Consider the following 25520-nt stretch of genomic DNA (forward strand, 5'->3'; position numbering starts at 1 on the left):
ATTCAGGAAACCGCCGGACTGCGCAAATCGGATCGACGAGGCAGCAGCGCCTCGAACACCACGTGCCCTGCCTCGTTGCGCGCGCTCAACTGGCCACCATGGGCACGCACGAACTGGTCAACGATGTACAGCCCCAGCCCGAGCCCGTTGCTCTGGTGGAAGCTGGCCTTGAAGGGTTCGAACAGGCGCGGCAGCAACGCCTCATCGACATGGCCGGTGTTGCGTACGCGCAGCGCGACCACCCGTGCATCGCCACCATCGACCTGCACCTGCACCGTCGCGTCGGCGCCATGGGTGAGTGCGTTGCCGACCAGGTTGGCGACGATCTGACCAAGGCGATCCATGTCGCCCTGCAGCGTCGAATCGCCACGGACGTCCAGCGCGATCCGATCGCTTCGATGGCCGGCACCGGCCTCGACCAGCACCGCACGCGTCACCTCGGCCAGGTCACAGACGCTGCTCTGCAGGCGCAGGCCACCGCTGCGGATCCGCGAGAAGTCCAGCAACTGCTCGACCATGCGTGCCATCCGCAGCGTGCTGGCCTCCAGGTAGCTCAGTGTCTGCTGCGCACCGGCATTGTCGTCCGGCAGTTCCAGCGACAGCTTGTCGGCACACAGCAGGATGGCCGACAGCGGCGTGCGCAGGTCGTGGGTCAGCACCGCCGCCATGGTCTCGTTGAGCTTCAACGCGCGCTCCAGCGCTTCGTTGCGCGCCTTCAGCAGCTGCCGCTGCTGGTAGAGCTCGATGAACACATTGACCTTGCTGAGGATCACCTGCGGCGCCACCGGCTTGTGCAGGAAGTCCACCGCGCCGGTCTCGTAGCCCTTGAACACCCGCAGCGGATCATCCGGCGAGGCGGTCAGGAAGATGATCGGCACATCCCGGCTGCGCTGCGAGCCACGCATCAGCTCGGCCAGCATGAAACCGTCGATCTCCGGCATGTGCACGTCCAGCAGCGCCAGCGCTACCTCATGCTCCAGCAGCAGCTCCAGCGCCTGCGCGCCAGAGTCCGCCAGCAACAGGTTGACGCCCTCGCGGCGCAGCAGCGCCTGCATGGCCACCAGGTTCTGCGGCACGTCGTCGACGATCAGCAGGTTGACCGGCGCCTGCGACTGGGCAGGGTCCGGCGGCAGCAGGTTCATGCAAACAACTCCTTCAGGCGGCGGCACATCAGTTCAAGGGGCAGCACGGCGTCGGCGCCGGCATGCTGCAGGGCAGAGGCCGGCATCATCGATGCCTCGGCCTCCTCGGGGCATTGCAACCAGGCCTGGCCGCCAGCGGCGCGCACGGCGGCCACGCCATCGCTGCCATCGCTGCTGGCACCGGTCAGCAGGATCGCCAGCACACCCGTGCCGAACGCGGCTGCGGCCGATTCGAACAGCGGATCGATGGCCGGCCGCGAGAACAGCACCGGTTCGTCCATCGACAATGCGATGGCCTGCGTGTCCTCCACCAGCAGGTGGTAGTCCGGCGGCGCGAACGTCACCGTTCCGGCCTGCAGGGGCTGCTTGTCCTCCGCTTCGCGCAGGACCAACGTGCAGTACGGCGCCAGCACCTCGGCGATGCGGCTGGAACGGTCGCGCGGCAGGTGCAGCACCACCAGCACCGGCACCGGCAGGGTGGCCGGCAACGCACCCAGCACGATCTGCAGGGCGGCCACGCCACCGGCCGATGCGCCGATCACCACCACGTCAGGGTGGGACATCGCCGCCATCAGGCCACCTTCCGGTACAGGCGGTGCTCCCGCGAACAGGCTTCGAAGGCATCGTGATGGCGACCGAACTGCAGCGACTCCTTGCTGCCCAGGCCGAGGAAGCCACGATGCACCAGGGCTTCGCGGAACAGTCCTACCGCGCGATCCTGCAGGTCGCGGTTGAAATAGATCAGTACGTTGCGGCACGAGACCAGGTGCACTTCCGAAAACACCGTGTCGGTGGCCAGGCTGTGGTCGGCAAACACCACGTTGCGGCGCAGCTGGCGGTCGAAGACCGCGCCGTCGTAAGCGGTGCTGTAATAGTCCGACAGTGAAGCGGTGCCGCCGGCGGCGAGGTAGTTCCGGCTGAACTGGGCCAGGCGGTCGATGCCGTAGGCGCCGGCCTCAGCCGTGGCCAGTGCAGCGGGGTTGATGTCGGTGGCGTAGACGATGCTGCGCTCAAGCAGACCTTCCTCGTGCAGCAGGATCGCCAGCGACCACACTTCCTCGCCGGTACTGCAGCCGGCCACCCACAGCTTCACCGAGGGGTAGGTGCGCAACACCGGTACCACCTGTTCGCGCATCTGCCGGAAATACTCCGGGTCACGGAACATCTCCGAAACCTGCACGGTGAAGAACTGCATCGCCTGCGCGAACAGCTCCGGCTCGTGCAGCAGCCGATGCTGCAGGTCCGACAGGCGCTCACACTCGTAGCGCTGCATGGCCTGGCTGACGCGACGGCGCAGCGAGGACACCGCATAGCTGCGGAAGTCGTAGTGGTAGCGCTGGTACAGCGCCTCCAGCAGCACCTTCAGCTCCAGGTCGAACAGCGCCTGCTCGTTCATTGCCGCGAGCACCAGACCCGGCACAGCGACACCAGCTTGTCCACGTCGATGGGCTTGGCGATGTAGTCGTTGGCACCGGCCTGCAGGCAGCGCTCACGGTCATCGGGCATGGCCTTGGCGGTCAGCGCGATGATCGGCAGGTCCTGCAGGTGGCGCTGCGCGCGGATCTCGCGCATCGCCTGCAGGCCATCCTTCTCCGGCATCATGATGTCCATCAGCACCAGGTCCACCTCGCGCTGGGCAAGGCGGTCGACGGCCTCCTGTCCATTGCGGGCGATCTCCAGCGTCACCCCCAGCGGCTCCAGCACGCTGGACAGCGCGAAGATGTTGCGCACGTCGTCCTCGGCCAGCAGCACGGTGCGTCCATCGAGCACGGTGTCGCGGCGGCGCGCTTCGCGCAGCAGGCGCTGCTGGTCGCTGGGCAGGTTGGCCTCCACGCTGTGCAGGAACAGTGTCACCTCGTCGAGCAGGCGCTCGGGCGAGCGTGCACCCTTGATGATGATGCTCTTGGAGTAGCGGCGCAGGCGCTGCTCTTCTTCGCGGCTGAGGGCACGGCCGGTGTAGACGATGACCGGCGGGAAGCCGACATCATCGTTGCCTGCCATGTGCTCGAGCAGGTCGTAGCCACTGCCGTCGGGCAGCGACAGGTCCATCACCATGCAGTCGAAGGTGACCGTGCTCAGCTGCTCCACCGCTGCGGCAAGCGTACCGACAGCAGCGATCTGCAGCTGATCGCGGCCCAGCAGCAGCTCCAGGTTGCGGCGCAGATCGTTGTCGTCCTCCACGATCAGCAGGCGCCGCACGTCGCGCTGGCTGGTCTGTTCAAGCTGTTCGATGGCAGCCACCAGGCGCTCGCGCGTGGTCGGCTTGATCGCAAAGCCGATCGCGCCCAGTTCGCGTGCCACCTGGCCGCGGTCCATGCCCGAGACCACATGCACCGGAATGTGCCGGGTGTCGGGGTTGCGCTTGAGCCGTTCAAGCACGGTCAGGCCCGAAACGTCGGGCAGGCCGATGTCCAGCAGGATGCCGTTGGGACGCAGGTCCGCCGCCAGCGCCAGCGCCTCTTCGGCGGTGGTGGCCACCACGCAGTCGAAATCAAGCTCGTGCGCCAGCGTCACCAGGGCTTCGGCGAAGACCGCATCGTCCTCCACGGCCAGGATCAAGCGTCCCGCATGGTGGCGGCGGCCACGGTCATCGGCCACCGCTGCCACCGGTGCGGCACTGGACCGCTGGGCAAGGGGGGCTGGTGCCACGGGGGTGGCGGGTACTGGCTGCACGGGCACCGGCGCTGCGGCGCCTGCGGCGGCCTCGGCTGCCGGCGCGCCCTGCAGCGGCAATTCGAGAATGAAGCAGCTGCCGCGGCCCGGCTCGCTGTCCACCTGGATGTCACCGCCCATGCGCACCGCAAGATCACGCGAGATCGACAGGCCCAGGCCAGTGCCGCCGTAACGGCGGCGGGTGCTGCCATCGGCCTGGCGGAACGCTTCGAAGATCAGCTGCAGCTGGTCGCGTGCAATGCCGATGCCGCTGTCGGCCACTTCGAATCGGATCCGGCCATTGCCGCCGCTGCGAACGTGCAGGCTCACCTTGCCGTGCTCGGTGAACTTGACCGCATTGGCCAGCAGGTTCTTCAGGATCTGCTGCAGGCGCTGGTTGTCGGCCACCAGCTGGCTGGGGGCCAGGCCATCGGACTCGATCTGCAGCGTCAGGCCCTTCTGCCGCGCCATCGGCTCGAAGGTTTCGCGCAGTCGCTGCAGCACGCTGTCGACCACCACCACTTCGTCGGCCAGTTCGACGTGCCCTGCTTCGATGCGCGACAGATCCAGGATGTCGTTGATCAGCGCCAGCAGGTCGTTGTTCGACGACAGGATGGCGCGGGCGTACTTGACCTGCTCGTCGCTGAGCGAGCCGTCCTTGTTGTCGGCCAGCAGCTTGGCCAGGATCAGCGAACTGTTCAGCGGGGTGCGCAGCTCGTGCGACATGTTCGCCAGGAACTCGGACTTGTAGCGCGAGGTGGCCGCCAGTTCATTGCTGTTGCGCACCAGCTGCCCCTGCGCGACCAGCAGCGCCTGCTTCTGCGCCTCCAGCTCGTGGGTGCGCTCTTCCAGCTGCACGTTGCTCTGCTCCAGCTCGGCCTGCTGCTGTTCCAGATGCGTCTGCGACTGCATCAGGCTGCGGCTCTGCTCTTCCAGCTCCTCGTTGGCCACCCGCAGCTCTTCCTGCTGTGCCTGCAGTTCTTCGCCCTGGCGCTGCGACTCTTCCAGCAGCACCACCAGCTGTGCGCGCAGCATCGAGGTGCGCAGGGCCATGCCGATGGTCTCGGCGCAGCGCAGCAGCAGCTCGTCATCCAGCGCCCGCTGTTCGCCAACCGCCGCCCGGCCCAGCTCGAGCACGCCCACGATCGCGCCGTCGCTGCTGACCGGGGCAAGGATCCGTTCACGCACAGGCACGCGCCCCAGGCTGGTCTGCAGCTCCAGCGGCGCCGCTTCATCCCCCTGCAGATGCCGCGCCCGCTGGTCGCGGGCCACCTGCCCTGCCACCCCTTCCTGCAGGCCCAACGTGGCCGGGATGCCGTTCGGCAACGCCAGCCCACCGGTCAGCTGCAGGCGTCCGCCTTCCAGCCGGTAGAGCGCACCGACATCGGCACCCAGCTGGGTCGCCAGCGTCGACACCGCCGCTTCGGCGATCTGTTCCGGCCCGAGCTCACCGCGCAGGCTGAGCGCGACCGCGTTCTCCGCCTCCTGCAGCCACAGCGCACGCATCGCCTCGCGTCGCGCCTGGATGGCGCGCGAGGCTATGAGTGCGATCATCAGGAAAGCCGCGCCACCGATCGACCGGTTGACGAACGAGAAGGATGAGTTGTTGCTGGCCGGCGCCACGTTGTAGCCCACCGCCAGCAGCACGCAGGCGCTGACAGCCACCACGAACGGCACCCGGGCGCTGCGCTGGAACACAGTGACGCCGATGGCCATGAAATAGGCCAGCCACACGGCATAGCCCAGGGGTACCACCAGTTCCAGCGCGGCCGTAGCCGCCACCAGTACCGCCGACGTCATCCAGATCCAGCGGTCACGCGTAGTCGCACCAGGACGCATGCAGGTCGGTTCCAGTTTGGAAAAGGGGACTGATGTTACTCCTTGTCGCATTCAGCCGCATACGACCAATGGCACAGGCGTCGCATGCACGCCCTCTTCACACTCCACTGCCTACGTTCTCGTGCCTGACAGAGGTAATACGCATTTCATCGTGGTCGCTGCCGCTTCGACGCCGTCCGTGTTGACGGACCCTTCCCGACAGCTGCGATTGCTGATCGACAGCGTGCGCGACCATGCGCTGTACCTGCTCGATCCCGATGGCATCGTCTGCAGCTGGAATCCCGGCGCCGAACGCATCAAGGGCTACCGGTCGGAAGAAGTCATCGGCACCCACTTCGGCCGCTTCTACCTGCCCGCTGATCGCGATACGGGAGAGCCGCAGCGCCTGCTGCGGCTGGCGGCGGAATGCGGGCACCATGCCGCTGAGGGTTGGCGGGTGCGCCGAGATGGGTCTCCCTTCCGTGCCAGCGTGGTCATCGAGTCGGTGGTCGAGAACGGTGAGCTCGTGGGCTTCGTCAAGATCACCCGCGACATCACCGAACAGTGGCAGGCGCAACGGCTGTTGCGCGATGCGCAGCGGGCGCTGCGCCAGACCCAGCAGTTCGAGACGGTCGGCCAGCTCAGCCGCGGCCTTGCCCATGAGTTCAACAACCTGCTGACCACCATCGTCAATGCGCTGGACCTGCTGTCGGCACGCATGGGGGATGACGAGCGTGCCAACACCCTGCTGACCACCGCGCAGGCGGCCAGCGATCGTGGCGCACTGCTGACCCGGCAGCTGCTGGCCTTCAGCACCGGGCAGACCCTGATCCGCGAAACGCTGGACATCAATGCGCGGATCCGCGACTGGTTGCCCGCCCTGCAGGCCACCTGCCCTGCCGGCGTCACTCTGGAAACCGCGCTGGCTGCGGGCCTGCCTGCCATACTCAGTGATACCGTGCAGCTGCAGACCGCGCTCGCCAACCTGGTCGGCAACGCTGCGGACGCTACGGTGGGTGGCGGCCGGGTATTGATCGCCACCGCGCTGGAACACCGCATGGACCCCGACGCCGACACATCCCGGCAACGGACCTATGTGACGTTGAGCGTCTGCGATGAGGGCCACGGCATGGCCCCGGACATCGCCGAACGCGCGACCGAGCCTTTCTTCACCACCAAGGACATCGGCAAGGGCAGCGGCCTGGGCCTGAGCCAGGTGTTCGGATTCACCACCCAGAGCGGCGGCTTCGTAGACGTGTCCACCACGCCCGGTGTTGGCACCACGGTCAGCCTGCTGCTACCCGCCACAGAGGAACCCAACCCATGACCGATGATCCGATCCGCGTACTGATGGTGGAGGACCAGACCGATCTGCGCGAAATGATCGGCCTGGCCCTGCGCGACTTCGGCATCGACGTGGCTACCACGGCCGATGCGCAGGAAGCGGTCGCGCTGCTGCAGGGCGATACGCGTTTCGATGTGGTGTTCAGTGACATCAGCATGCCCAATGGCATGTCGGGCATCGAGCTGAGCGAGCATGTTGCGCGCGACCAGCCGCAGGCGCGGATGATCCTTTCTTCCGGCTACGCACGCTCGCAGTTGCCGCCGCTGCCCGAGCAGGTGGAATTCCTGCCCAAGCCTTACCGCCTGCGGCAGCTGGTGGAGCTGCTCAGGCAGGCCTGAGCCGTTGCTGCCCTGCCAGGCGTGGCCTGGCACTACTGGGTAGCGACCGTCGCGGGCCCGCCAGGCGTGGCCTGGCGTTGCCCGGTCCTCGGTCACCGGCACCTCAATAGCGACCCACCAGGTTCAGGTACCACCCGCGGTGGGTGTAGTCGAACTTGGTCAGGTCGTCACTGAAGTCGGTGAAGTTGTAGCCCACGCCAACCCGGAAGTTGCGGCCGACGTCGCGGTCCACGCCGGCCAGCCAACCCTGCCGGCGACCGCCATCACGCACGTCCAACAGGCGGTACTCCAGCAGGCCATGCCATTGGTAGTACAGGTCATAGCGCAGCTGCGCGGCGCCGAAGTTCGTGGCTGAATCGAACCACGGACCGGTGCCCCGGCCATAGCGGACCTCGCCTTCGCGTCGGGCCAGCTTGGCCGCCACTTCCCAGCGCTGGTCGATGCGGTACACGCCTTCCAGTGACAACACCTGGGTACGCTGGTCGTAGTCCACGCCGTTGACCTGGCCCATCGTCGACAGGTCGTACAGATAGCTGTAGCGGCCGAACAGCGCCCAGCGGTCATTGTCCCAGGGGCGGTAGGCAAAGCCGAGATTGCCCTCGATGAAGCGGGCGCCGGCCACCGGGTTGATCGCATCGTCGGTGTCGGCGTAGTTGAACCGCGCGGCGATCCGCCAGCTGTCATTGAGACGATGGCTGAGGCGGTTGGTGCTGACCCATTGCGTGCGGCGCTCGGCACCGGTGTCGCGACGCCACTCCAGCTTGCTCTGCCAGTCGGTACCCGGCGACGTACGGCCGCCGGACAGGCTGACGGCCTTGCGGTCGACCTGGCCAGTGCTCGCATCCAGCTTGCCGTCGCTGAGGGTGAATCCCGCATTCCAGCCCACCGCCGGATAGAAATCCATGCCGAAGGTGTTGGCCAGGCCGGATTCCTGGCCGGATTTCAGGAACTGGCTCTCGTTGAACACGTTGACCTGGTCGGACAACCGCCAGCGCTGGCCCAGCGTCCAGCCATCCTGCGCATTGGGGCTGAACAGCGGGTCGTATTCACTGCGGTCTGTGGACTGGGTGAACGCACCATAGAAGCTGTGCTGCGGGGTCAGCTTGTACTCGGCATTGACCTGCGCGGCACTGCCCCGATCACCATCACTGACCTCGGCACCAACCGTGGACAGGTTGGCGAAGGTGTAGGTACCACCGGCGACCACCGCATCATTGTCCGCGTAGCGGCCATGATCGTCATCGACGGTCAGCTGGCCGCCACCATAAATGTCCAGCGCGGTGCCGATGCGATGGGTGTAGCGCGCTGCCGCCAGCACACCGGCATTGCTGCCGATGCCGCGGTCCTCCTGCACCCGGCGCAGCTCGGCTGACACGCGGTCGTTTTCACCAATCCGCCATTCGGCGGTGGCCTGGGCCTGGATCAACGATTCATTGCCACGCCGTGCTTCGCTGTAACGCGCATACAGGCTGAAATCGTCGGTCACGTAGCCCAGCAGTTCGGCGCCCTGTTCGCGCACGCGCTGGCCGGTGTCGAAGCGGCCCACCGAATAGCCTCCCTCGACCTGCCGCCACCAGGCGCCGGCACTCCAGTCGCGCTGGGTCCAGCCCAGCTCGCGCAGGTTCACCCGTGCCTCCACCGCGGTCGCCTCGCCTTCGCGCGGCCCCTCGGGGTTGAGGCGGGTGAAGCTCAGGCCACCGTTGTCGGAGAAGAACACCGGCGCACTGGTCGCCTCGCTGCGGCTGTGCTCGACCTTCAGGTAGGTACCACGCCCGGCCTGCAGGGTCAGGTCCGCACCGCGCAGCGAATAGTCCTGCCCAGCGCGCTGTTCGTCCACATAGGTGGCGCCCACCGCCACGTGATCACCGAACCAGTGCTTGCCACGCACACCAGCGGTGATGTCGTCATTGTCGAAGCCGGTCGGTACCCATTCGTAATCGACGATCAGGCGCTGCTCGTAGCCGTCCAGCGGCACGTCGCGGCTGATCCGGCGCAGGTTCTCGCGGCTGACCTGGGCCAGCGGCCGGGTCAGCAGGATGCGCCCCTGCAACGCGTCGATCTCGTAATCGGCACCGCGCACCAGCGACACCCGCTGTTCGACACGGCCGGTGGTGCGGTCACGGATCTCCAGCACCACCTGGTCCGAGCCGCGCAGGATGCTGGCGTGGCGCAGGTAATACAGGCTGCCGCCGGTGCCGATGAACTCGCTGTGGCCCGGCGCGGTCTCGGCCTGCGATCCGAACAGGCGCAGTTCGGTCTGCGCATCGCCCCAGGCATTGGCGCCGCGTGAGCGCCACGACAGCGCCGCACCGTACAGCGATCGCACGTACTGGGCGTATTCGGTGCCGCTCAGCCCGGTGTTGTAGTTGCCCCACAGCGCCTGGTTCTTGTCCCAGTCCATGCGCAGGTAGAAGCGGCCCATGCTGTCGACGTCGCGTTGGGTCAGCGAATCGTCGCCATAGGTGGGGTAATACAGGTCCGGGTCCAGGCTGCGGAACAGGTCCTGCGGATCGGCCGTGGTGAAACCGGTGAACAGTTCGTCCAGCGGCCGGTTCTGGGTATCGGCCTGCGCCGTCAGCAGGTAGCGGCCACGGGTCTTGGCCTTCAGATAGAACGCCAGCCGCCCATCGCTGAGCACATCGTCATCGCGCTCGCCACGAGCGACATCGCGGCCCGCACCACTGGCCTTGTTCTGGTACACCGTGACATCGGCCAGGCCCACACCGAACAGATAGCTGCCGCTGACATCCACCTCCAGCGTGCGTGCGATCGCCGGCGCGTCGGGCCGCTCGACCCGCACGTCGAACACGTGGTGACCGATCGGCATCAGGTACTCGGCGGCGAATTTGCGGTCCTGGTCCAGCGGGTAGCTTTCGCCATTGATCTTCAGTGCCGCGCCAAGCGGCAGGTCGCGGCCCCGCAGGCGCACGCGCGAGCCGTACACCGGGATGTTCTGCTGGCGAAGACCGTTGCTGTCGAACACCTGCTCCAGCAGCGACAACGCGGCGGCCTGGTTGGCATCGACGGCAGTACCGCGGCGATCTTCCAGGGCGTCACGCAGCTGCTGGTTGCCACGCTCCACTTCGGCCAGCGTCACCAGCTGCATGGACTGCGCCGAGGTCTCATCGACATTGCCTTCGGCATCGTACGCGCGCAGCACATAGACCAGGCGGTCGCCACGACGCAGCGGCGTGGACGCCGGCAGCGTACCGTCCCAACTGCCCTGCCCGACTGCAGCCACAGGCAGTTCAAAGGTCGCCAATGGCGCGACCCGGTCACTGTCGCTGCCGCGATAGATGCTGACCTCCAGACGTTTGATGAACGCGGTGTAGTTGCCACGTACGAAGAATTCGACCGGACGCACGATGCGGCCCTGGTCGAACGCCACCATGCCCGGCGCCGAGATCGACAGCTCGGGCTGGCCCATCGCAGGGTCTTCGGTGGTCCAGATCGCGCCGCCTTCCGGCAGGCGGATCATGAATTCACCGCGGACGGTCGCCTTGCCCGGCTCGTCCAGCGCCACGCTTACGCGCCGGTCCGGCTGCAGTACCTGCGATGACGAGCGCGTCGACGTGCCTTCGGTCACCGGCTCATCGAAGCTGCGCGAGCGCAGGGTGAACAGCAGGTCGCCCTCGGCGCTGCACTGGTTGGCCTCGCAGTGGATGGGCGCGCCATCGATGGACGCGTCCTTGGCCGGCGGCGGCGCGGCCTGCGCGGTTGCTGCCAGACCCAGCAGCAGTGCCTGGTACAGCGCAGCGCGGTGCAGGCGGGCGGGACGCCGGACGACAGAGTGATGGGCGCTCATCGGCGGGCCTCCTGTTGGTGGGCCGCCGCGCGGGTGGCGGCGGTCTCCTCGTTGCGCACGCGCAGGCGTTGCTGCACGGCGGGGCTGAGCTGCACGCGCAGCGCTTCGAACACGGCATTGGCACGGCGCAGGCCCAACGCCTGGTTGTAGGCGTGGCTGCCACGCACATCGGTATGGCCGACCAGGCTGACCTGGCCTCCCCCCATCTGCTCCAGGCGCGCGGCGATGGCAGCCAGCAGCGGCTTGAACTCCTCGCGGATCACCGCCTTGTCGGTGTCGAACAGCACGTTGCCCAGCAGGGCGCCGCCGGCATCTACGCCAGCGACCAGCGAGTGCGGATCGCGCACGTCGGTACGCAGCTGCACCGTCAGGCCAGCGCGCGAACCTTCAGCCACTTCGGCCTGAAGCGCATCACGAACGGCCACCGCACGGGCGAAGGCCAATGCCTGGCTTTCGCCGTTGGCGGCAATCACCACGTCACCGCCCTGGTAGCGATCGACCACCTCGGCCATCTTCGCCAGCACCGGACGATAGCTGGCACGCAGCTCGCTGCTGCCCGGGGCGAACAACACTTCGCCCAACGCCAGTTCGGCGCGCTCGGCGGACGCCTGCGGCGACGGCGGCAGGCGCACGCCGAAGCTGAAGCGGGTCGGCACGCCCTGGGTAACCCGCCGCAGCAACGGATTCTCGGTGGTCAGTCCGGAACCCGCCGGTACCGTTGCCGGGTCCAGCTTGACGATGAAGTTGCGGCCCAACCGCGCATCGCCACCGTGCACATCGGCCAGGTGGTAACGACCGAACGGATCGGTTTCGATCAGCAGGCCCTCCACGGTGGCCAGGCGCACGCCGGGAATACCCTGCTCCTGGATGCCACTGTTGCGGATCACGTAGGCCACCTCATAGCCCTCGGCCACCCGTGAGATCTCGCGATGCACGGCCGGCTCGGCAGCGGTCAGGCCCTTGGCCGCCTCGCCACTGCGCTGCACGGTTGCCACACCCTGCGCATCCAGCTGCAGGCGATGGCCCTGGGCGCTTTCCAGCACGAAATCATCGGTGAATGACAGTTCGCGCAGGCGCTGGCGGATCACCACCTGGTGGCTCTCGACCGTGTCCGACGTAGACGCCAGGCCGTGTACCACGCCCACCTGCACGCCATGCAGCAGGGGCGCGCTGGCATCGGCCAACGACTGCGGTCCATCGCCACGATCCAGCGTTGTCGAACCCGGCACGTACGCGGCAGGCGCGAAACCGCCCTGCACGCGAACCCCGGTCAGTTCTGCACTGTCCTGCCAGCCGTCGCCGTCGCGGTCATCGAACACGGTGCCGAACACCAGGCTGTCTTCCAGCAGCGGGTCGGCATCCATGCGTACTTCAGCGGTCGCCACGTTCGACAGCGGCGTGCCATCGTCAGCGGTGGCCACGGCCTGGTTGATGTGATTGCCGGCGCGCACGCCCGCACCCACACGCAACAGGTAGGTGATGGTGGCACTGCGGCCCACGGCAATGTCGACCGCGCCGATGCGCAGCGGGGTCTGGCTGCCGCCCAGCGAGAACGCGCCGTCGTCGTCGGCCACGCGCATCGAGCCGTCCACATAGCTGAAGCCCGGCGGCGGCGTATCGACCACCACACCGTCGCGCCAGTGGCTGCTGCCGACGTTCTCGACCACCAGCTGGTAGCGCACCAGGTCGCCGATCTTCACCAGCCGCGGGTTGGCGGTCTTGGTGATGCGCAGCGCGAAGTCCGAGATCACCTTGTGCCGCGTTTCGCAGGTGGTGCACTCCGGCGGTGGCGATCCATCCGGATACTGGCCGCGCAGGCGATTGAGCACCTCCGTGCGCGCCTCCTGGTTGACGATGGCCTGGTAGACGAATTCATGCTGCCCCACCGGCGTACCGGTCGGCAGCGTGCAGACGATGTCGGTGCCCTGCTGCACGCAGCCTGCCGGCAGCGTGTCCACGCTCAGGCCCGCATCGGGCGTATCCAGCAGCTGCAACGGCTGGCGCAGCGAAGCGCGCTCGACCGTGGCCCGCAGGGTGTAGCGCAACCGGTCACCCGGACGCACTTCACTGCCACTTGCAGGGCCGGACAGTTTTTCCAGCACCACGCGCGGCTCGGCCAGCACGTGCTCGGTGCTGCAGGTTCCCGAGCAGCTGGGGGTATCGCCGCCACTGCCCAGCACCGCGTTGCGGACGCTGCCACTGGCCTGCGCGTTGACCTGTGCGCGATAGCCCAGCGTGTAGGTGCCGGGTGCGGTACCTGCCGGCAGCGTGCATACCAGCGGATTGCTGGCATTGCAGGTGAAGGCGCCTGGCTGGGTCACCGACTGCAGGTCCAGGCCTGCGCCCAGGGTATCGGTCAGGGTGAGCACATCGGTGGTCTGCGAGTTGGCGACCACTACCTCGACGCTGTAGTCCACCGCGTCGCCGATGTTGACCGGCGATGCCGTGCTGGAGGACTTGCGGTAGGTGACCGTCGCCGCCAGCACCGGGGTGGTGGTGGTGCAGTCGGTGGCACAGGTGTTGGTACCGGTGCCGCTGCCAAGCACGGCATTGCTGACGCTGCCCTTGGCCTGCGCGTTCACCGTCGCGGTGTAGTTCACCGTGTAGGTGCCAGGTGCGGTGGCGGCCGGCAACGTGCACACCAGCGGGTTGCCGGCATTGCAGGTGAAGCCGGTGGTGGCGGTGACTGAACCGAAGTCCAGGCCCTGCCCCAGGGTGTCGGTCAGGGTGAATACAGCGGTCGTGCGCGAGCGGCTGACCACAGCGGTCAGGGTGTAGGCGATGCTGTCACCCACCTTGACCGCACCGGCCGCGGCCGAGGTCTTGCGATAGTCGATCTGGCTGCCAGCCACCGGGGTGGTGGTATCGCAGTTGACGGTGCAGCTCGGGTTGTCGCCACCGCTGCCGAGCACCGCGTTGGTCACCTGGCCGGTGGCCTGGGCATTGACCACTGCGGTGTACGACAGGCTGTAGCTGCCTGGCGCAGTGCCGGCCGGCAACGTGCACACCAGCGGGTTGGCCGCGTTGCAGGTGTAGGCGCCGGCACTGGTCACGCTGCCGAAATCCAGGCCGCTGCCCAGCGTATCGGTCAGCGTCACCACATCGGTGGTGCGCGAGTTGGTCACCACCGTGGTCAAGGTGTACGTCAGGCTGTCACCCACCGACACGGGGCCGGTGCTGCTCACCGACTTGGCATAGCTCACGCCCGGCGTCGCCACCGGCGTGGTGGTATCGCAGTTGGTCGTGCACGAGGGCGTGTCAGTGCCGGTGCCGAGCACGGCATTGCGTACCGTGCCACTGGCCTGCGCATTGACCGTGGCGGAGTAGCTCAGGCTGTAGGTGCCCGGCACCGTCCCTGCAGGCAGCGTGCACACCAGCGGATTGGCGGCATTGCAGGTGAAGATGCCCGCGCTGGTCACGCTACTGAAGTCCAGGCCGCTGCCCAGCGTATCGGTCAGGGTGACCACATCGGTGGTGCGCGAACGCGCAACGGTCACGCTGAGCGTGTAGCCGATGCTGTCGCCCACCCGTACCGGTCCACCGGTGGAGGCCAGCTTGGCGTAGCTCACCTGCGGGCTGGCCAGTGGCGTAGTGGTATCACAGCTGCCGACGCACGACGGATTTTCCGGACCGCTCGGCACTACGGCATTGCGCACCTGGCCAACCGCCTGTGCGTTGACGATGCCGGTATAAGAGAACGCGTAGCTGCCGGGCACGGTGCCGGCGGGCAGCGTGCACACCAGCGGATTGCCGGGCACGCAGATGAAGCCGCCGGCATTGGTCATGCCGCCGAAGTCCAGGCCAGTGCCCAGGGTATCGGTCAATGTGACGGCAGCGGTGGTGCGCGCATCGGCCACGACCACGCTCACCGTGTAGGCAACGCTGTCGCCCACCGCGACCGGGCCGGCCGTAGCGCTGGCCTTGGATACCGAGACGCGCGGCGCCGCCACCGGCGTGGTGGTGGTGCAGTTGCTGCTGCAGGTGGGAGTGTCGGTACCGGTACCCACCACCGTGTTGACCACCTGGCCACTGGCCTGCGCGTTGACGGTGACCGCATAGGTCAGGCTGTAGGTACCCGGTACGGTGCCCGCTGGCAGCGTGCACACCAGCGGATTGGCCGCATTGCAGGTAAAGGCGCCGGCGTTGGTCACGCTGGCGAAATCCAGACCGGTGCCGAGGGTATCGGTCAGGGTCAACACGTCGCGGCTGTTGCCGTCGGCAATGGTGACATCCACGGTGTAGCTCACCGTCGCCCCCACCGCCACCGGACCGGTGGTGTTGGAGCGTTTCGCGTAGCTCACCCGTGTAACCGGAACGGTCACATCGCTGCGGGTGCAGTGGTTGGCATCGGTGCAGGCCTCGCCCGGTGCGGGCGGATTGCCACCATTGAACGGATCGTAGCCACCGCCGACGCTGGCGTGGTTGCGCAACAGGCCGCTTGCCGATGCGGACACGGTCACCGGCAGGGTGAAGCTGCTGCTGTCACCGGCGGTGCCGGCTGCCGACAGCACCTGGCTGCTGGTGCAGCTCACCGCCTGGCCGCTCGCCGTACAGCTCCAGGTGCCACTGCTGAGGGTTCCGGTCCAGTTCGGCACGATCCCTGCCGGCAACTGGTCGCGCACAGTGATGACACCCGCCGGCACGTTCGGCGGATTGCCGGTCGGCACGTTGGTGGTGTTGCTGATCGTCAGCGTGTACTGGGTGCCGGTCTGGCCGTAGCTCCAGATGCCGCCGGTGGCATTGTTGCTCTTCACCACCTTCAGCGCGGGTGCGGTGATGGTGATCAGGTGGTCTTCCACTTCGCCGTCGTCGGCCACGCCGGTCGGCTGCTGGATCTGCGCCGCGTTGGTCGCATAGCGCAGGCGCACGTAACTGCTACCTGCGCTTACCTGCGCGGGAACGGTCCAGCTCAGGTTGGCCCCGCCACCACTGCATGCAGCGATGTTGCTGCGCTCGCCCGGGTCGAATGTGCCGTTGCGGTTGAAGTCGATCCAGCCGGCCACGCTGCCGCTGCCCACGCATGCCACCGGTTGGCTGATCTGGGTACCGGCCTGCATCACCGTCAGCACGTAGCTCGCCGGCCAGGCGTTCTCTTCGTTGGGATTGCCCGAAGGGAAGTTGTCGTCGCCCTTCGCATCGGCGCTGTAGCTGCTCTTCTGCTCGGTATCCGGGCCCATCGTGCCGAGGAAATCGGTCAGCGGCGGTGCCAGGCCACCCGGCGTATAGCCTGCGGTGTTGATGTTGGTGGGGGTGGCGTTGACCGGCAGGCCATCCGGGCGGAACTGCAGATCGTCCACCACATGCATGGCGTCGCCATAGCTCTGCGGCGCATCACCGAAGTCGGCGTACGGCACCAGCAGGCCGATGGCGATGGCGGTGGTGCCGCCACCGCGCATCGAGAAGCCCATGTTCACCGCGAGGTTGCCCGGCGCGTGCGCGGCGTTGTCGAAATTGAGGAAGGTGACCGCAGCGGTGTTGTTGTCGTTGCCCGGCCCGAAGCGGATCACGCTGTTGCCGCCGCTGCTGGACTTGGTCACGTTGTAGGCACCTGCGCTGAGGTTCTTGCGCATCTCCACCACGTTCCAGGTGCCCAGTGCACTGGCTTCGACGAACTCGCCGCTGTTGTTGATCGACTCGGCGTCGGCCATCACCACGCCGCGCAGGCGATACGGCGCGCCGCCCAGGGTCGAGACGCAGTTGATTTCGAACGAGGAGGTGCCCGTGCTGCGCGAGATGCCCGCGATCAGCCGATTCGCGCCGCCAGTGCCACCGACGTTGTACAGGTCGTCCAGGCTGTCGCCGCTGAAGTTGCCCGGGCGATAGCTCTGCAGGAGTCCGCCGCCACTGATGTTGGCCAGACTGCAGCTGACACTGAGGTTGATGCCCGCGGCCACCGGCATCGAGATCGACGAGGTATCACCATTGTTGAGCGTGACCCCGGCAGTGCCCAGGTCCGTGCCGCCCCCCCAGGTCAGCCACAGCACCGTGTTGCGGTACGGGCTGGTGCCGCCGGTCGCGTAGGCCGCAGCCCAGGCCGACGATGGCAGCACCACCGACAGCAGCAGCAACAGCAGACCGGCGGCCAGCCATCGCCCGGTCCGGCCGGGATGTGCACTTTTTTCAGGATGAACGGATTCACCGCCCGCGCTGATGCGCGACGTCGTCGACTGCCACATGTTGGTTTTTCCCCGTCATCAGCCCCACAGGGGAGCCGCTGTTCAGTGGGTACCGGGGAGGGTTCTGCCGGACCCGGAGACGCGTACGAATGCGTGTCTGCCGGTTCCGTGGCGACTACAACCGTCCCTGGACCCTGTTGGTCAGGTTCGCAAAACTGTGACGAAGATAACACAATACGAACAATTGTGTGATGCAGGTCACGTTTAAGCTTGCCAAATCTGGCGCCGGCCCCACGAACACAGTTGTAGCAACCGCCCTCCCGTGCCTCGTGCACGGATCCGGCAGGCGGACCGCCCTTTCCGGCAATTCGTCACGCATTTTCGGAGCCGGAGCGACGCGTCCGGCGGGGGCGCGCACAGAAAAACCGCCGGGCCATGGGCTACCGGCGGGAGCTGAAGTGGAAGGGTGATCGCGCCGCGCTTGGCGGCAGCCAAGCTTCTACCAGGGCACGAAGAGCAGGATCAGCACGATCACCAGCAGCACGGCGGCGACGGTCAACAGCACGTTGCGCTGGCGCCAGGAAGGCTTGGGGGTGCCGGGGGTATTCATGGGGGCGCTCCTAGGCAACCGATGGGGACGGCACCAGACTGCCGAGTCCGCTTGCAGCAGCGCGTGCACAGGATGTGCAGCGGGAGTGCAGAGCCCTGCCCTTTCCCGCTCAGGTTGTACGGCAGGCCATGAACAGCAGCTCCGGCGTGGAGGCGTCTTCGCTGGCGACGAAGCCGAGGTCGCGGTACAGCGCCACGGCCGCCTGATTGTCCCTATAGACCTTCAACGTCAGCTGCATCGCAGCGGTGCGGCGAACGGCTTCGGCGCACAGCGCCGTCATCAACACCCGGCCAAGACCACGGCCGCGTGCCTGCGGCGACACGATGATGCGCCCGAGGTGCATGCTGCCGGGTGTTGTCTGCCAATACTGGCCGAAGCCCAGGCAGGTGCCGTCGGCATCCTGCAGTGTCCAGCCTGGACGCGAAGGCAACGCCAATGCAGCGGCGAAGGCTTCGGCAGGCAAGGGGAAGGGAACGCCGGGACCTGCCCAGCGCAGGGTCGCCTCAGGTGAGTCGAGCCAGCCGGCAACAACGGCAAAGTGCGAAGGCTGGACAGGCTGCAGGACGTAATCCATGGCGCCGGCGCTGTTGCGGGCGCGCGTCGATGCGCCCGACGTGGATGGTGACCCCGGCCCGATTCGAACGGGCGACCTTCCCCTTAGGAGGGGGACGCTCTATCCAGCTGAGCTACGGGGCCATGCAGCCGCCAAGTTTACAGGCAAGGCGCCCTGCCCTCCAAGCTTTCATCTGCCACGCCACTGCCACTGGCGCGGCGCACCATGGCCAGTCCGGGCGCTCTGCTACCATCGGCGGCTCAGTTCGTCGCGCCCCCACCTGCCCGCGACGGCACCAAACACAACGTAACGAAACACAGGAGTCTGCATGTCTTCCGAGCTGCTCAAGTCCCTTGGTCTGGACGCGATCAACGCTGGCACCTACCTGGGCAACGGGGAGTGGTCGAGCGCTACCGGCGGAGAACTGATCACCCCGATCAATCCGACCACGGGCGAGCCGATCGCGCAGGTCCGCGCCACCACCGAAGCCGAGTACGAAACCGTCATCGTGCGCGCCCAGGAAGCCTTCAAGGTCTGGCGCACCACGCCGGCCCCGCGTCGCGGTGAAGCCGTGCGCCTGTGTGGCGAAGCGCTGCGCAAGCACAAGGACGCCCTCGGTTCGCTGGTTGCGCTGGAAATGGGCAAGAGCAAGCCCGAAGGCGACGGTGAAGTGCAGGAGATGATCGACATCGCCGACTTCGCCGTGGGCCAGAGCCGCATGCTGTACGGCTACACCATGCATTCCGAACGCCCCGGCCACCGCATGTACGAGCAGTACCAGCCGCTCGGCCTGGTCGGCATCATCAGCGCGTTCAACTTCCCGGTGGCGGTGTGGGCATGGAACTCGTTCCTGGCCACGATCTGCGGCGACATCTGCCTGTGGAAGCCGTCCAACAAGACCCCGCTGACCGCCATCGCCTCGATGCGCATCTGCAATGAAGCGCTGCGCGATGCCGGTTTCCCGGACCTGTTCTTCCTGATCAACGACGCCGGCACCGCGCTGTCGGAAAAGATGGTGGCCGACAAGCGCGTGCCGCTGATCAGCTTCACCGGCTCGACCCAGGTCGGCCGCACGGTCGCCGAGAAGGTCGCCCACCGCCTTGGCCGCTGCCTGCTGGAACTGGGCGGCAACAACGCAATCATCCTCGACGAAACCGCCGACCTGAAGCTGGCCATTCCCGGCATCGTGTTCGGTGCGGTCGGCACCGCCGGCCAGCGCTGCACCACCACCCGCCGCCTGATCGTGCACGAATCCATCCATGACGACGTGCTGGCCACGCTGGTCAAGGCGTACAAGCAGGTGGAAGGCAAGATCGGCGATCCGACCGACCCGGCCAACCTGATGGGCCCGCTCAACAGCGACGGCGCCGTGCAGCAGTTCCTGGCCTCCATCGAAAAAGCCAAGGCCAGCGGCGGCACCATCGAAACCGGCGGCACGCGCATCGACCGCCCCGGCAACTTCGTGCTGCCGGCCATCGTCACCGGCCTGAAGAACAGCGATGAAGTGGTGCAGCACGAGACCTTCGCGCCGATCCTGTACGTGATGAAGTACAGCACGCTGGACGAAGCCATCGACATGCAGAACGGCGTGCCGCAGGGCCTGTCCTCGTCGATCTTCACCACCAACCTGAAAACCGCCGAGCGCTTCCTGTCGGCGGCCGGTTCGGACTGCGGCATCGCCAACGTCAACATCGGCACCTCGGGCGCGGAAATCGGTGGCGCCTTCGGTGGCGAGAAGGACACCGGCGGTGGTCGCGAGTCCGGTTCGGATGCATGGAAGGTCTACATGCGCCGCCAGACCAACACCATCAACTATTCGGATTCGCTGCCGCTGGCCCAGGGCATCAAGTTCGACCTGTGATGGCGGAGAGCGCCTCCCCGCGCGACGGCCGGCCGGTGATCGATTTCACCGGCCGCCGGGTGTTGATCGCCGGTGGCAGCAAGGGCATCGGCCGCGAACTGGCGCTGGCCTTCGCCCGCGCCGGTGCGCAGGTGTCGGCCTGCGCGCGCGGCCAGGCCGGGCTTGACGCCCTGCAGGCCGATGAGCAGGCCCAGGGCACGCAGCTGCACACCTTCGCCACCGATCTGGGCGACCTCGGCCGCATCGGCGCCTGGCTGCAGGCCGCTGCCGACGCGCTCGGCGGCATCGATGTGCTGGTCAACAACGCCACCGGCTACGGCATGGCCGATGACGAAGACGGCTGGGCTGCCAGCCTGCAGATCGACCTGATGGCGGCGGTCCGCGCCTCGCGCCTTGCGCTGCCGTGGCTGCGTGCCTCGTCCGACGCCTGCATCCTCAACCTGTCCTCGATCGCCGCGCAGCAACCGCGTCCCGGCGGCGCACCGTATGCGGCAGCCAAGGCCGCCCTGTCGCACTACACGACGTCGCAGGCCCTGGCGCTGGCGCCGGACCGGATCCGGGTCAACGCCATCGCACCGGGCTCGATCGAATTTGCCGATGGCCTCTGGGATCGACGTCGTGTCGAAGATCCCGCCCTGTACCACGGCACCCTGGCGAGGATTCCGTTCGGCCGCTTCGGGCAGCCGCGCGAGATCGCCGATGCCGCGCTGTTCCTGTGTTCGCCGCTGGCGCGCTGGATCACCGGCCACGTGCTCAATGTCGATGGCGGCCAGGTGCTGATGGGCTAGCGCCGATCCCTCGGCAGCTACCAACCTTGGTTGGCGCCGCATTCGTCGACCAAGGTCGACGCCTACCAAAGCCACCCCGCGCTCGGCTCCGATGGTTGCCAACCTTGCCTGGCAGCCTTGCATTGGCCGAACCATGGGATTGCCGGGGCAGAGGCACTATCATGTAAGCACTGCCACGGAGGACTCGATGAGCGTGCCACCCCGACAGAGCAACGCCCTGGCCGTGGTCAGCCTGATCGCGGGCATCTGCAGCTGGACCGTGCTGCCGGGTGTCGCCGCCCTTGTTGCCATCATCACCGGGCACCTGGCCCGCGCCGAGATCCGCCGCCGCGCCGGCGAACAGGACGGCGATGGCATGGCCTTGGCTGGGTTGATCATGGGCTGGCTCAACATCCTCGCTGCGGTGGGCCTGGTGGCCATCCTGATCTTCGCAATGGTGGCCGCCGGCGCCGACGCCAAACCTGGACTGCGCTGGTGAAAGCACGATGACCTCCGCCGACAGCACTGAACGCTTCAGCAGCCGGGTCGCGGACTATGTCCGCTACCGCCCGGACTATCCGGCCGCGCTGATGGACTGGCTGCATGGCCCGATGGCCGTTGCAACCGACGCGCTGGTCGCCGACATCGGCGCAGGCACCGGCATCTCCAGCCGGCAGTTCCTGGCTGCCGGCCATCCACTGGTCGCCGTCGAACCCAACGCGGCGATGCGCGCGGCCGCCGAGCACTGGCTGGCGCCGCAGTATCCGCAGTTCTCCGCCGTCGATGGGCGCGCCGAGGCCACCGGCCTGGCCGATGCCAGCGTGGACCTGGTCAGTGCCGCGCAGGCCTTCCACTGGTTCGACACCGTGGCCGTGCGCGCCGAGTGGCAGCGCATCCTGCGCCCGGGCGGGCTGGCGCTGATCTACTGGAATTCGCGCCTGCTCGATGCCAGCCCATTCCTGGTCGGCTACGAACAACTGCTGCTGGACTACGGCACCGACTACACCGCCGTGGCCGAACGCTACCAGGACGACGCCACCATGCAGGCCTGGTTCGGCTCCGGCCTGCGCGGCATGGTGCAGCTGCCGAACGTGCAGCACCTGGACCTGGACGCCCTGCGCGGGCGCCTGCTGTCTTCTTCCTACGCGCCGCAGCCCGGCCATCCGCGCCACGCGCAGATGCTGGCTGCGCTGCAGGACCTGTTCGCCGCCCACGCGGTCGACGGCCAGGTCGCTTTTGAATATCGAACCCGAGCCTTCCTCGGCACGCTGGACTGAAACCAACGCATGTATTCGCTTGCCCGCCCCTTCCTGTTCTCGCTCGACGCCGAACGCGCCCACGGTCTCGGCCTGTCCGCTCTGGACCTGGCCTATCGCACCGGCACCACGCCGCTGGTGGCCGCACGCATCGCGCCGATGCCCAGCACGGTGTTCGGGCTGACGTTCCCCAATCCGGTCGGCCTTGCTGCCGGCCTGGACAAGAATGGCGAGCACATCGATGCACTGTTCGCGCTGGGCTTCGGCTTCGTGGAGATCGGCACGATCACGCCGCGACCGCAGGCCGGCAACCCCAAGCCGCGCCTGTTCCGGCTGCCGGCGCACAACGCGATCATCAACCGCATGGGCTTCAACAACGCCGGCGTGGATGCGCTGGTGCGCAACGTCGAACGCGCGCGCAACCGGCGCGGCCTGCTCGGCATCAACATCGGCAAGAACAAGGACACCCCCAACGAACAGGCGGCCGATGACTACATCGCCTGCATGGACAAGGTGTACCCGCTGGCCGACTACATCACCGTCAACATTTCCTCGCCCAATACGGCCGGCCTGCGCGAGCTGCAGGAAGAGACCGCGCTGCGGCAGCTGGTCAGCCAGCTGCGTGAGCGCCAGGAAGCACTGGCCGCGCAGCATGGCCGGCGCGTGCCGATGCTGGTGAAGGTGGCCCCGGACCTCAGCGAGCGCGACATCGACGCCGCCGCGCGCGTACTTGGCGAGCTGCAGGTGGACGGCGTGATCGCCACCAACACCACCATCGACCACAGCCGGGTTGCCGGCGATCCGCTGGCCAATGAAGCCGGCGGGCTGTCCGGCGCACCGGTGCTGGAACAGTCCACCCTGGTACTGCGCCGCCTGCGTGCACGCCTGCCCGAATCAGTGCCGCTGGTCGGTGTCGGCGGCATCCTGTCCGGTGCCGACGCCGTGGCCAAGATGGCCGCCGGTGCGGCGCTGGTGCAGTGCTACAGCGGCCTGATCTTCAAGGGCCCGGCATTGGTCGCCGACTGCGTGGAGGCGATCCGCCGCCGACGCGAGGCGCCCAGCCGCGGCGCGGTGGCCCCCCTGTGAGCACGCCCATGGACGACACCAACAACGCTGCAGCACCGCTGCGCTGGACCCTCACCCACAACGCGCCACTGCAGGCCCTGAACACGTTCCACGTGCAGGCCAGCGCAGCGCAGTTGCTGGAACTGCACGACGCCGCGCTGCTGCCGGAGGTTCTGGCCTTGCCGGAAGTGGCCAATGGCCCGCTGCTGGTGCTCGGCAGCGGCAGCAATGTGCTGATCGCAGAGGACCTGCCCGGCACCGTGCTGGTGTTCGGCAACCGCGAAATCAGTTTCCTCGAACACCGTGCTGACCACGCCGTGATCCGCGCCGGCGCCGGCGTGTCCTGGCATGGTCTGGTGATGTGGTCGCTGCAGGAAGGCCTGTCCGGCCTGGAAAACCTCGCGCTGATTCCCGGCACCGCCGGCGCATCGCCGATCCAGAACATCGGCGCCTATGGCGCGCAGGTCGGCGAGTTCATCCAGACCGTAGAGGCCTGGGACTGCCAGGAAAAAACCTGGGTACGGCTGGACAACGAACAGTGTGGCTTCGCCTACCGCGACAGCGTGTTCAAGCAGCAGCCGGACCGCTACCTGATCACCGCCATTGAACTGAAACTGCCGCTGCTGCACGACCTGCGCATGGGCTACGCCGGCATCCGCGAAGAACTGCAGGCACAGGGCGTGGAACTGCCGAGCGCGGTGGACGTCGCCAATGCGGTGATCGCCATCCGTCGCCGCAAGCTGCCCGACCCCGACGTACTGGGCAACGCAGGCAGTTTCTTCAAGAACCCGGTGCTGCCGCTGGAACAGGTGGAAGTGCTGCTGCAGCACTTCCCCGAGCTGCCGGTGTTCCCGGCGGACCGCGACGACCGCCGCAAGGTCTCGGCCGCCTGGATGATCGAATCCTGTGGCTGGAAGGGCTTCCGCGAAGGTGATGCCGGCGTTGCGCCCAGCCACGCGCTGGTGCTGGTCAACCACGGCAACGCCACCGGCACTGAACTGCTGGCGCTGGCACGGCGGATCTCCGCCTCGGTACTGGAGAAGTTCGGCGTGCCGATCGAACCGGAGCCCCGCCTGCTCGGCGCACAGTGGTGAGCACACCCGCCCTACCCGCCAGCGCCGCCCCATTGCGGGCGGCGCTGCTGATGCTCGGCAGCACCATGGCCTTCGGCCTGATGGCGGTGGCGATCCGCTACGCCACCCGCTACGTGCCGACCCAGGAAGTGGCGTTCTTCCGCAATGCCTTCGGCCTGCTCGCCCTGCTGCCGATGCTGCTGCGCCCAGGCCATGCACCGTTGAAGACCCAGCAGCTGCCGCGTTATTTCCTGCGCAGCGCGATCGGCCTGGGGTCGATGCTGTGCGCGTTCTGGGCATTGGGCCACCTGCCCCTGGCACAAGCCGTTTCGCTGTCCTACTCCACGCCGTTGTTCGTGACCATCGCTGCGGTGCTGTGGCTGGGCGAGAAGGTCCGCGTACGGCGCTGGGCGGCGGTGGTGGTCGGCTTCATCGGCGTGCTGGTGATCGTGCGGCCGGGCACGGCCGGCTTCACGTCCGGCAGCCTGATCGCCGTGACCGCCGCCGTGCTCAGCTCGCTGGTGGCGATCCAGATCAAGCAGCTCACCCGGATCGACAGCGCCGACACCGTGGTGCTCTACACCTACGTGTTCTGGGTACCGCTGTCGCTGATACCGGCCTTGTTCGTGTGGGTCTGGCCCACCGGCATCGCCTGGCTCTGGCTGCTGGCCACTGGCGTGCTGGGCACCATCGGCCAGTTGCTGTGGACACGCGCACTGCGCCTGGGCGAAGTCTCCGCGTTGACCCCGATCAGCTTCCTGCAGCTGCCGCTGGTGACCTTGTGTGGCTGGCTGTTGTTCGCCGAGACGGTGGATCGCTGGACGATCATTGGCGCCGGCATCATCCTCGCCGCCAACGCCTACATCGCCCATCGCGAAGCGGTGCTGTCACGGCGTGCAGCGAGCGTCGCCGCGAGCGCAGCGGCCAAGCCGGCAGAGTAAGGGTTCCGGCCGGGCTGCGCCCGGCACCCGTGGTAGTGCCGGCCGCTGGCCGGCAACCTCAACAGCAACAGCCGAAGCAACAGCAACAGCAGCATTGCTTGGGGATGGCGGGGCGGTGTCGGATTGCGGGGACGCCGTAAACCCATCCCTGGGGGCTTGGCCGCGGCATCCATGCCGC

At 67.4% G+C, this 25520-nt stretch carries 16 protein-coding genes and 1 tRNA gene; 9 read left to right on the top strand and 8 right to left on the bottom strand.

Annotation, left to right across the window (positions count from 1 at the left end; genetic code table 11):
- Nucleotides 1–2 precede the first annotated feature (2 nt).
- Genes AC07UW_RS17900 through AC07UW_RS17915 form a run of 4 tightly spaced genes read right to left on the bottom strand, consistent with a single transcriptional unit; the run spans nucleotide 3 to nucleotide 5633 of the window.
- Nucleotides 3–1142: a hybrid sensor histidine kinase/response regulator gene (locus AC07UW_RS17900; RefSeq protein WP_025874868.1), complete on the bottom strand. Its 1140-nt coding sequence runs from the start codon at nucleotides 1140–1142 to the stop codon at nucleotides 3–5.
- On the bottom strand, nucleotides 1139–1714 hold the full coding sequence (locus tag AC07UW_RS17905) for a chemotaxis protein CheB (RefSeq protein ID WP_025874869.1): 576 nt from the start codon (nucleotides 1712–1714) through the stop codon (nucleotides 1139–1141). The genes AC07UW_RS17900 and AC07UW_RS17905 overlap by 4 nt, the downstream gene beginning before the upstream one ends.
- Entirely contained in the window at nucleotides 1714–2538 is an 825-nt protein-coding gene (locus AC07UW_RS17910) for a CheR family methyltransferase (RefSeq protein ID WP_032951761.1), read from the bottom strand. Before AC07UW_RS17910 ends, AC07UW_RS17905 begins: the two co-directional genes overlap by 1 nt.
- Entirely contained in the window at nucleotides 2535–5633 is a 3099-nt protein-coding gene (locus AC07UW_RS17915) for a response regulator (RefSeq protein ID WP_223494967.1), read from the bottom strand. Before AC07UW_RS17915 ends, AC07UW_RS17910 begins: the two co-directional genes overlap by 4 nt.
- A gap of 151 nt (nucleotides 5634–5784) precedes the next feature.
- Between AC07UW_RS17915 and AC07UW_RS17920 the strand changes: the two genes are divergently transcribed.
- Nucleotides 5785–6939 carry a two-component system sensor histidine kinase NtrB gene (locus AC07UW_RS17920; protein WP_425518190.1) on the top strand — a complete coding sequence of 385 codons (1155 nt, stop codon included), beginning with the start codon at nucleotides 5785–5787 and terminating at the stop codon, nucleotides 6937–6939.
- A complete protein-coding gene (locus AC07UW_RS17925) occupies nucleotides 6936–7295 on the top strand; it encodes a response regulator (RefSeq protein ID WP_025874874.1) in 360 nt (119 codons plus the stop codon). Before AC07UW_RS17920 ends, AC07UW_RS17925 begins: the two co-directional genes overlap by 4 nt.
- Nucleotides 7296–7398: 103 nt before the next feature.
- On the opposite strand, the gene AC07UW_RS17930 is transcribed toward AC07UW_RS17925, so the two are convergent.
- From AC07UW_RS17930 to AC07UW_RS17945, 4 genes are all read right to left on the bottom strand, one after another.
- Entirely contained in the window at nucleotides 7399–11100 is a 3702-nt protein-coding gene (locus AC07UW_RS17930) for a TonB-dependent receptor (RefSeq protein WP_495212560.1), read from the bottom strand.
- Nucleotides 11097–17276 (bottom strand): CshA/CshB family fibrillar adhesin-related protein, encoded by a 6180-nt coding sequence (locus AC07UW_RS17935; RefSeq protein WP_495212561.1) that lies wholly within the window; start codon nucleotides 17274–17276, stop codon nucleotides 11097–11099. Before AC07UW_RS17935 ends, AC07UW_RS17930 begins: the two co-directional genes overlap by 4 nt.
- Nucleotides 17277–17935: 659 nt before the next feature.
- A complete protein-coding gene (locus AC07UW_RS17940) occupies nucleotides 17936–18400 on the bottom strand; it encodes a GNAT family N-acetyltransferase (RefSeq protein ID WP_495212562.1) in 465 nt (154 codons plus the stop codon).
- Nucleotides 18401–18445: 45 nt separating this feature from the next.
- Nucleotides 18446–18522: transfer RNA gene (locus AC07UW_RS17945), tRNA-Arg, on the bottom strand.
- Nucleotides 18523–18707: 185 nt separating this feature from the next.
- On the opposite strand from AC07UW_RS17945, the gene amaB reads away from it, so the two are divergent.
- From amaB to AC07UW_RS17980, 7 genes are all read left to right on the top strand, one after another.
- Nucleotides 18708–20240, top strand: a complete 1533-nt coding sequence (amaB, locus tag AC07UW_RS17950; RefSeq protein WP_495212563.1) for an L-piperidine-6-carboxylate dehydrogenase — start codon at nucleotides 18708–18710, stop codon at nucleotides 20238–20240.
- Entirely contained in the window at nucleotides 20240–21028 is a 789-nt protein-coding gene (locus AC07UW_RS17955; protein WP_495212564.1) for an SDR family NAD(P)-dependent oxidoreductase, read from the top strand. The genes amaB and AC07UW_RS17955 overlap by 1 nt, the downstream gene beginning before the upstream one ends.
- Before the next feature lie 187 nt (nucleotides 21029–21215).
- The gene (locus AC07UW_RS17960; protein WP_025874887.1) at nucleotides 21216–21506 is read left to right on the top strand and encodes a DUF4190 domain-containing protein; all 291 of its coding nucleotides are present in this window, start codon (nucleotides 21216–21218) and stop codon (nucleotides 21504–21506) included.
- A 7-nt stretch (nucleotides 21507–21513) separates the two neighbouring features.
- On the top strand, nucleotides 21514–22284 hold the full coding sequence (locus tag AC07UW_RS17965) for a class I SAM-dependent methyltransferase (RefSeq protein WP_495212565.1): 771 nt from the start codon (nucleotides 21514–21516) through the stop codon (nucleotides 22282–22284).
- Between the two features lie 9 nt (nucleotides 22285–22293).
- A complete protein-coding gene (locus AC07UW_RS17970; RefSeq protein WP_033830956.1) occupies nucleotides 22294–23349 on the top strand; it encodes a quinone-dependent dihydroorotate dehydrogenase in 1056 nt (351 codons plus the stop codon).
- Between the two features lie 8 nt (nucleotides 23350–23357).
- Nucleotides 23358–24422: a UDP-N-acetylmuramate dehydrogenase gene (gene murB, locus AC07UW_RS17975; RefSeq protein ID WP_051584982.1), complete on the top strand. Its 1065-nt coding sequence runs from the start codon at nucleotides 23358–23360 to the stop codon at nucleotides 24420–24422.
- A gap of 32 nt (nucleotides 24423–24454) precedes the next feature.
- The gene (locus AC07UW_RS17980) at nucleotides 24455–25342 is read left to right on the top strand and encodes a DMT family transporter (protein WP_495212570.1); all 888 of its coding nucleotides are present in this window, start codon (nucleotides 24455–24457) and stop codon (nucleotides 25340–25342) included.
- Nucleotides 25343–25520: the final 178 nt, after the last annotated feature.

It is taken from the genome of Stenotrophomonas sp. GW821-FHT02D01 (assembly GCF_059421765.1).

Excerpts from the sequence above, each read along its gene's own strand:
- AC07UW_RS17960 (WP_025874887.1), top strand. The coding sequence starts at position 21,216 with ATGAGCGTGCCACCCCGACAGAGCAACGCCCTGGCCGTGGTCAGCCTG.
- amaB (WP_495212563.1), top strand. The coding sequence starts at position 18,708 with ATGTCTTCCGAGCTGCTCAAGTCCCTTGGTCTGGACGCGATCAACGCT.
- AC07UW_RS17910 (WP_032951761.1), bottom strand. The coding sequence starts at position 2,538 with ATGAACGAGCAGGCGCTGTTCGACCTGGAGCTGAAGGTGCTGCTGGAG.
- AC07UW_RS17915 (WP_223494967.1), bottom strand. The coding sequence starts at position 5,633 with ATGCGTCCTGGTGCGACTACGCGTGACCGCTGGATCTGGATGACGTCG.
- AC07UW_RS17965 (WP_495212565.1), top strand. The coding sequence starts at position 21,514 with ATGACCTCCGCCGACAGCACTGAACGCTTCAGCAGCCGGGTCGCGGAC.
- AC07UW_RS17925 (WP_025874874.1), top strand. The coding sequence starts at position 6,936 with ATGACCGATGATCCGATCCGCGTACTGATGGTGGAGGACCAGACCGAT.
- AC07UW_RS17940 (WP_495212562.1), bottom strand. The coding sequence starts at position 18,400 with ATGGATTACGTCCTGCAGCCTGTCCAGCCTTCGCACTTTGCCGTTGTT.
- AC07UW_RS17900 (WP_025874868.1), bottom strand. The coding sequence starts at position 1,142 with ATGAACCTGCTGCCGCCGGACCCTGCCCAGTCGCAGGCGCCGGTCAAC.
- AC07UW_RS17930 (WP_495212560.1), bottom strand. The coding sequence starts at position 11,100 with ATGAGCGCCCATCACTCTGTCGTCCGGCGTCCCGCCCGCCTGCACCGC.
- murB (WP_051584982.1), top strand. The coding sequence starts at position 23,358 with ATGGACGACACCAACAACGCTGCAGCACCGCTGCGCTGGACCCTCACC.
- AC07UW_RS17955 (WP_495212564.1), top strand. The coding sequence starts at position 20,240 with ATGGCGGAGAGCGCCTCCCCGCGCGACGGCCGGCCGGTGATCGATTTC.
- AC07UW_RS17935 (WP_495212561.1), bottom strand. The coding sequence starts at position 17,276 with ATGTGGCAGTCGACGACGTCGCGCATCAGCGCGGGCGGTGAATCCGTT.
- AC07UW_RS17970 (WP_033830956.1), top strand. The coding sequence starts at position 22,294 with ATGTATTCGCTTGCCCGCCCCTTCCTGTTCTCGCTCGACGCCGAACGC.
- AC07UW_RS17905 (WP_025874869.1), bottom strand. The coding sequence starts at position 1,714 with ATGGCGGCGATGTCCCACCCTGACGTGGTGGTGATCGGCGCATCGGCC.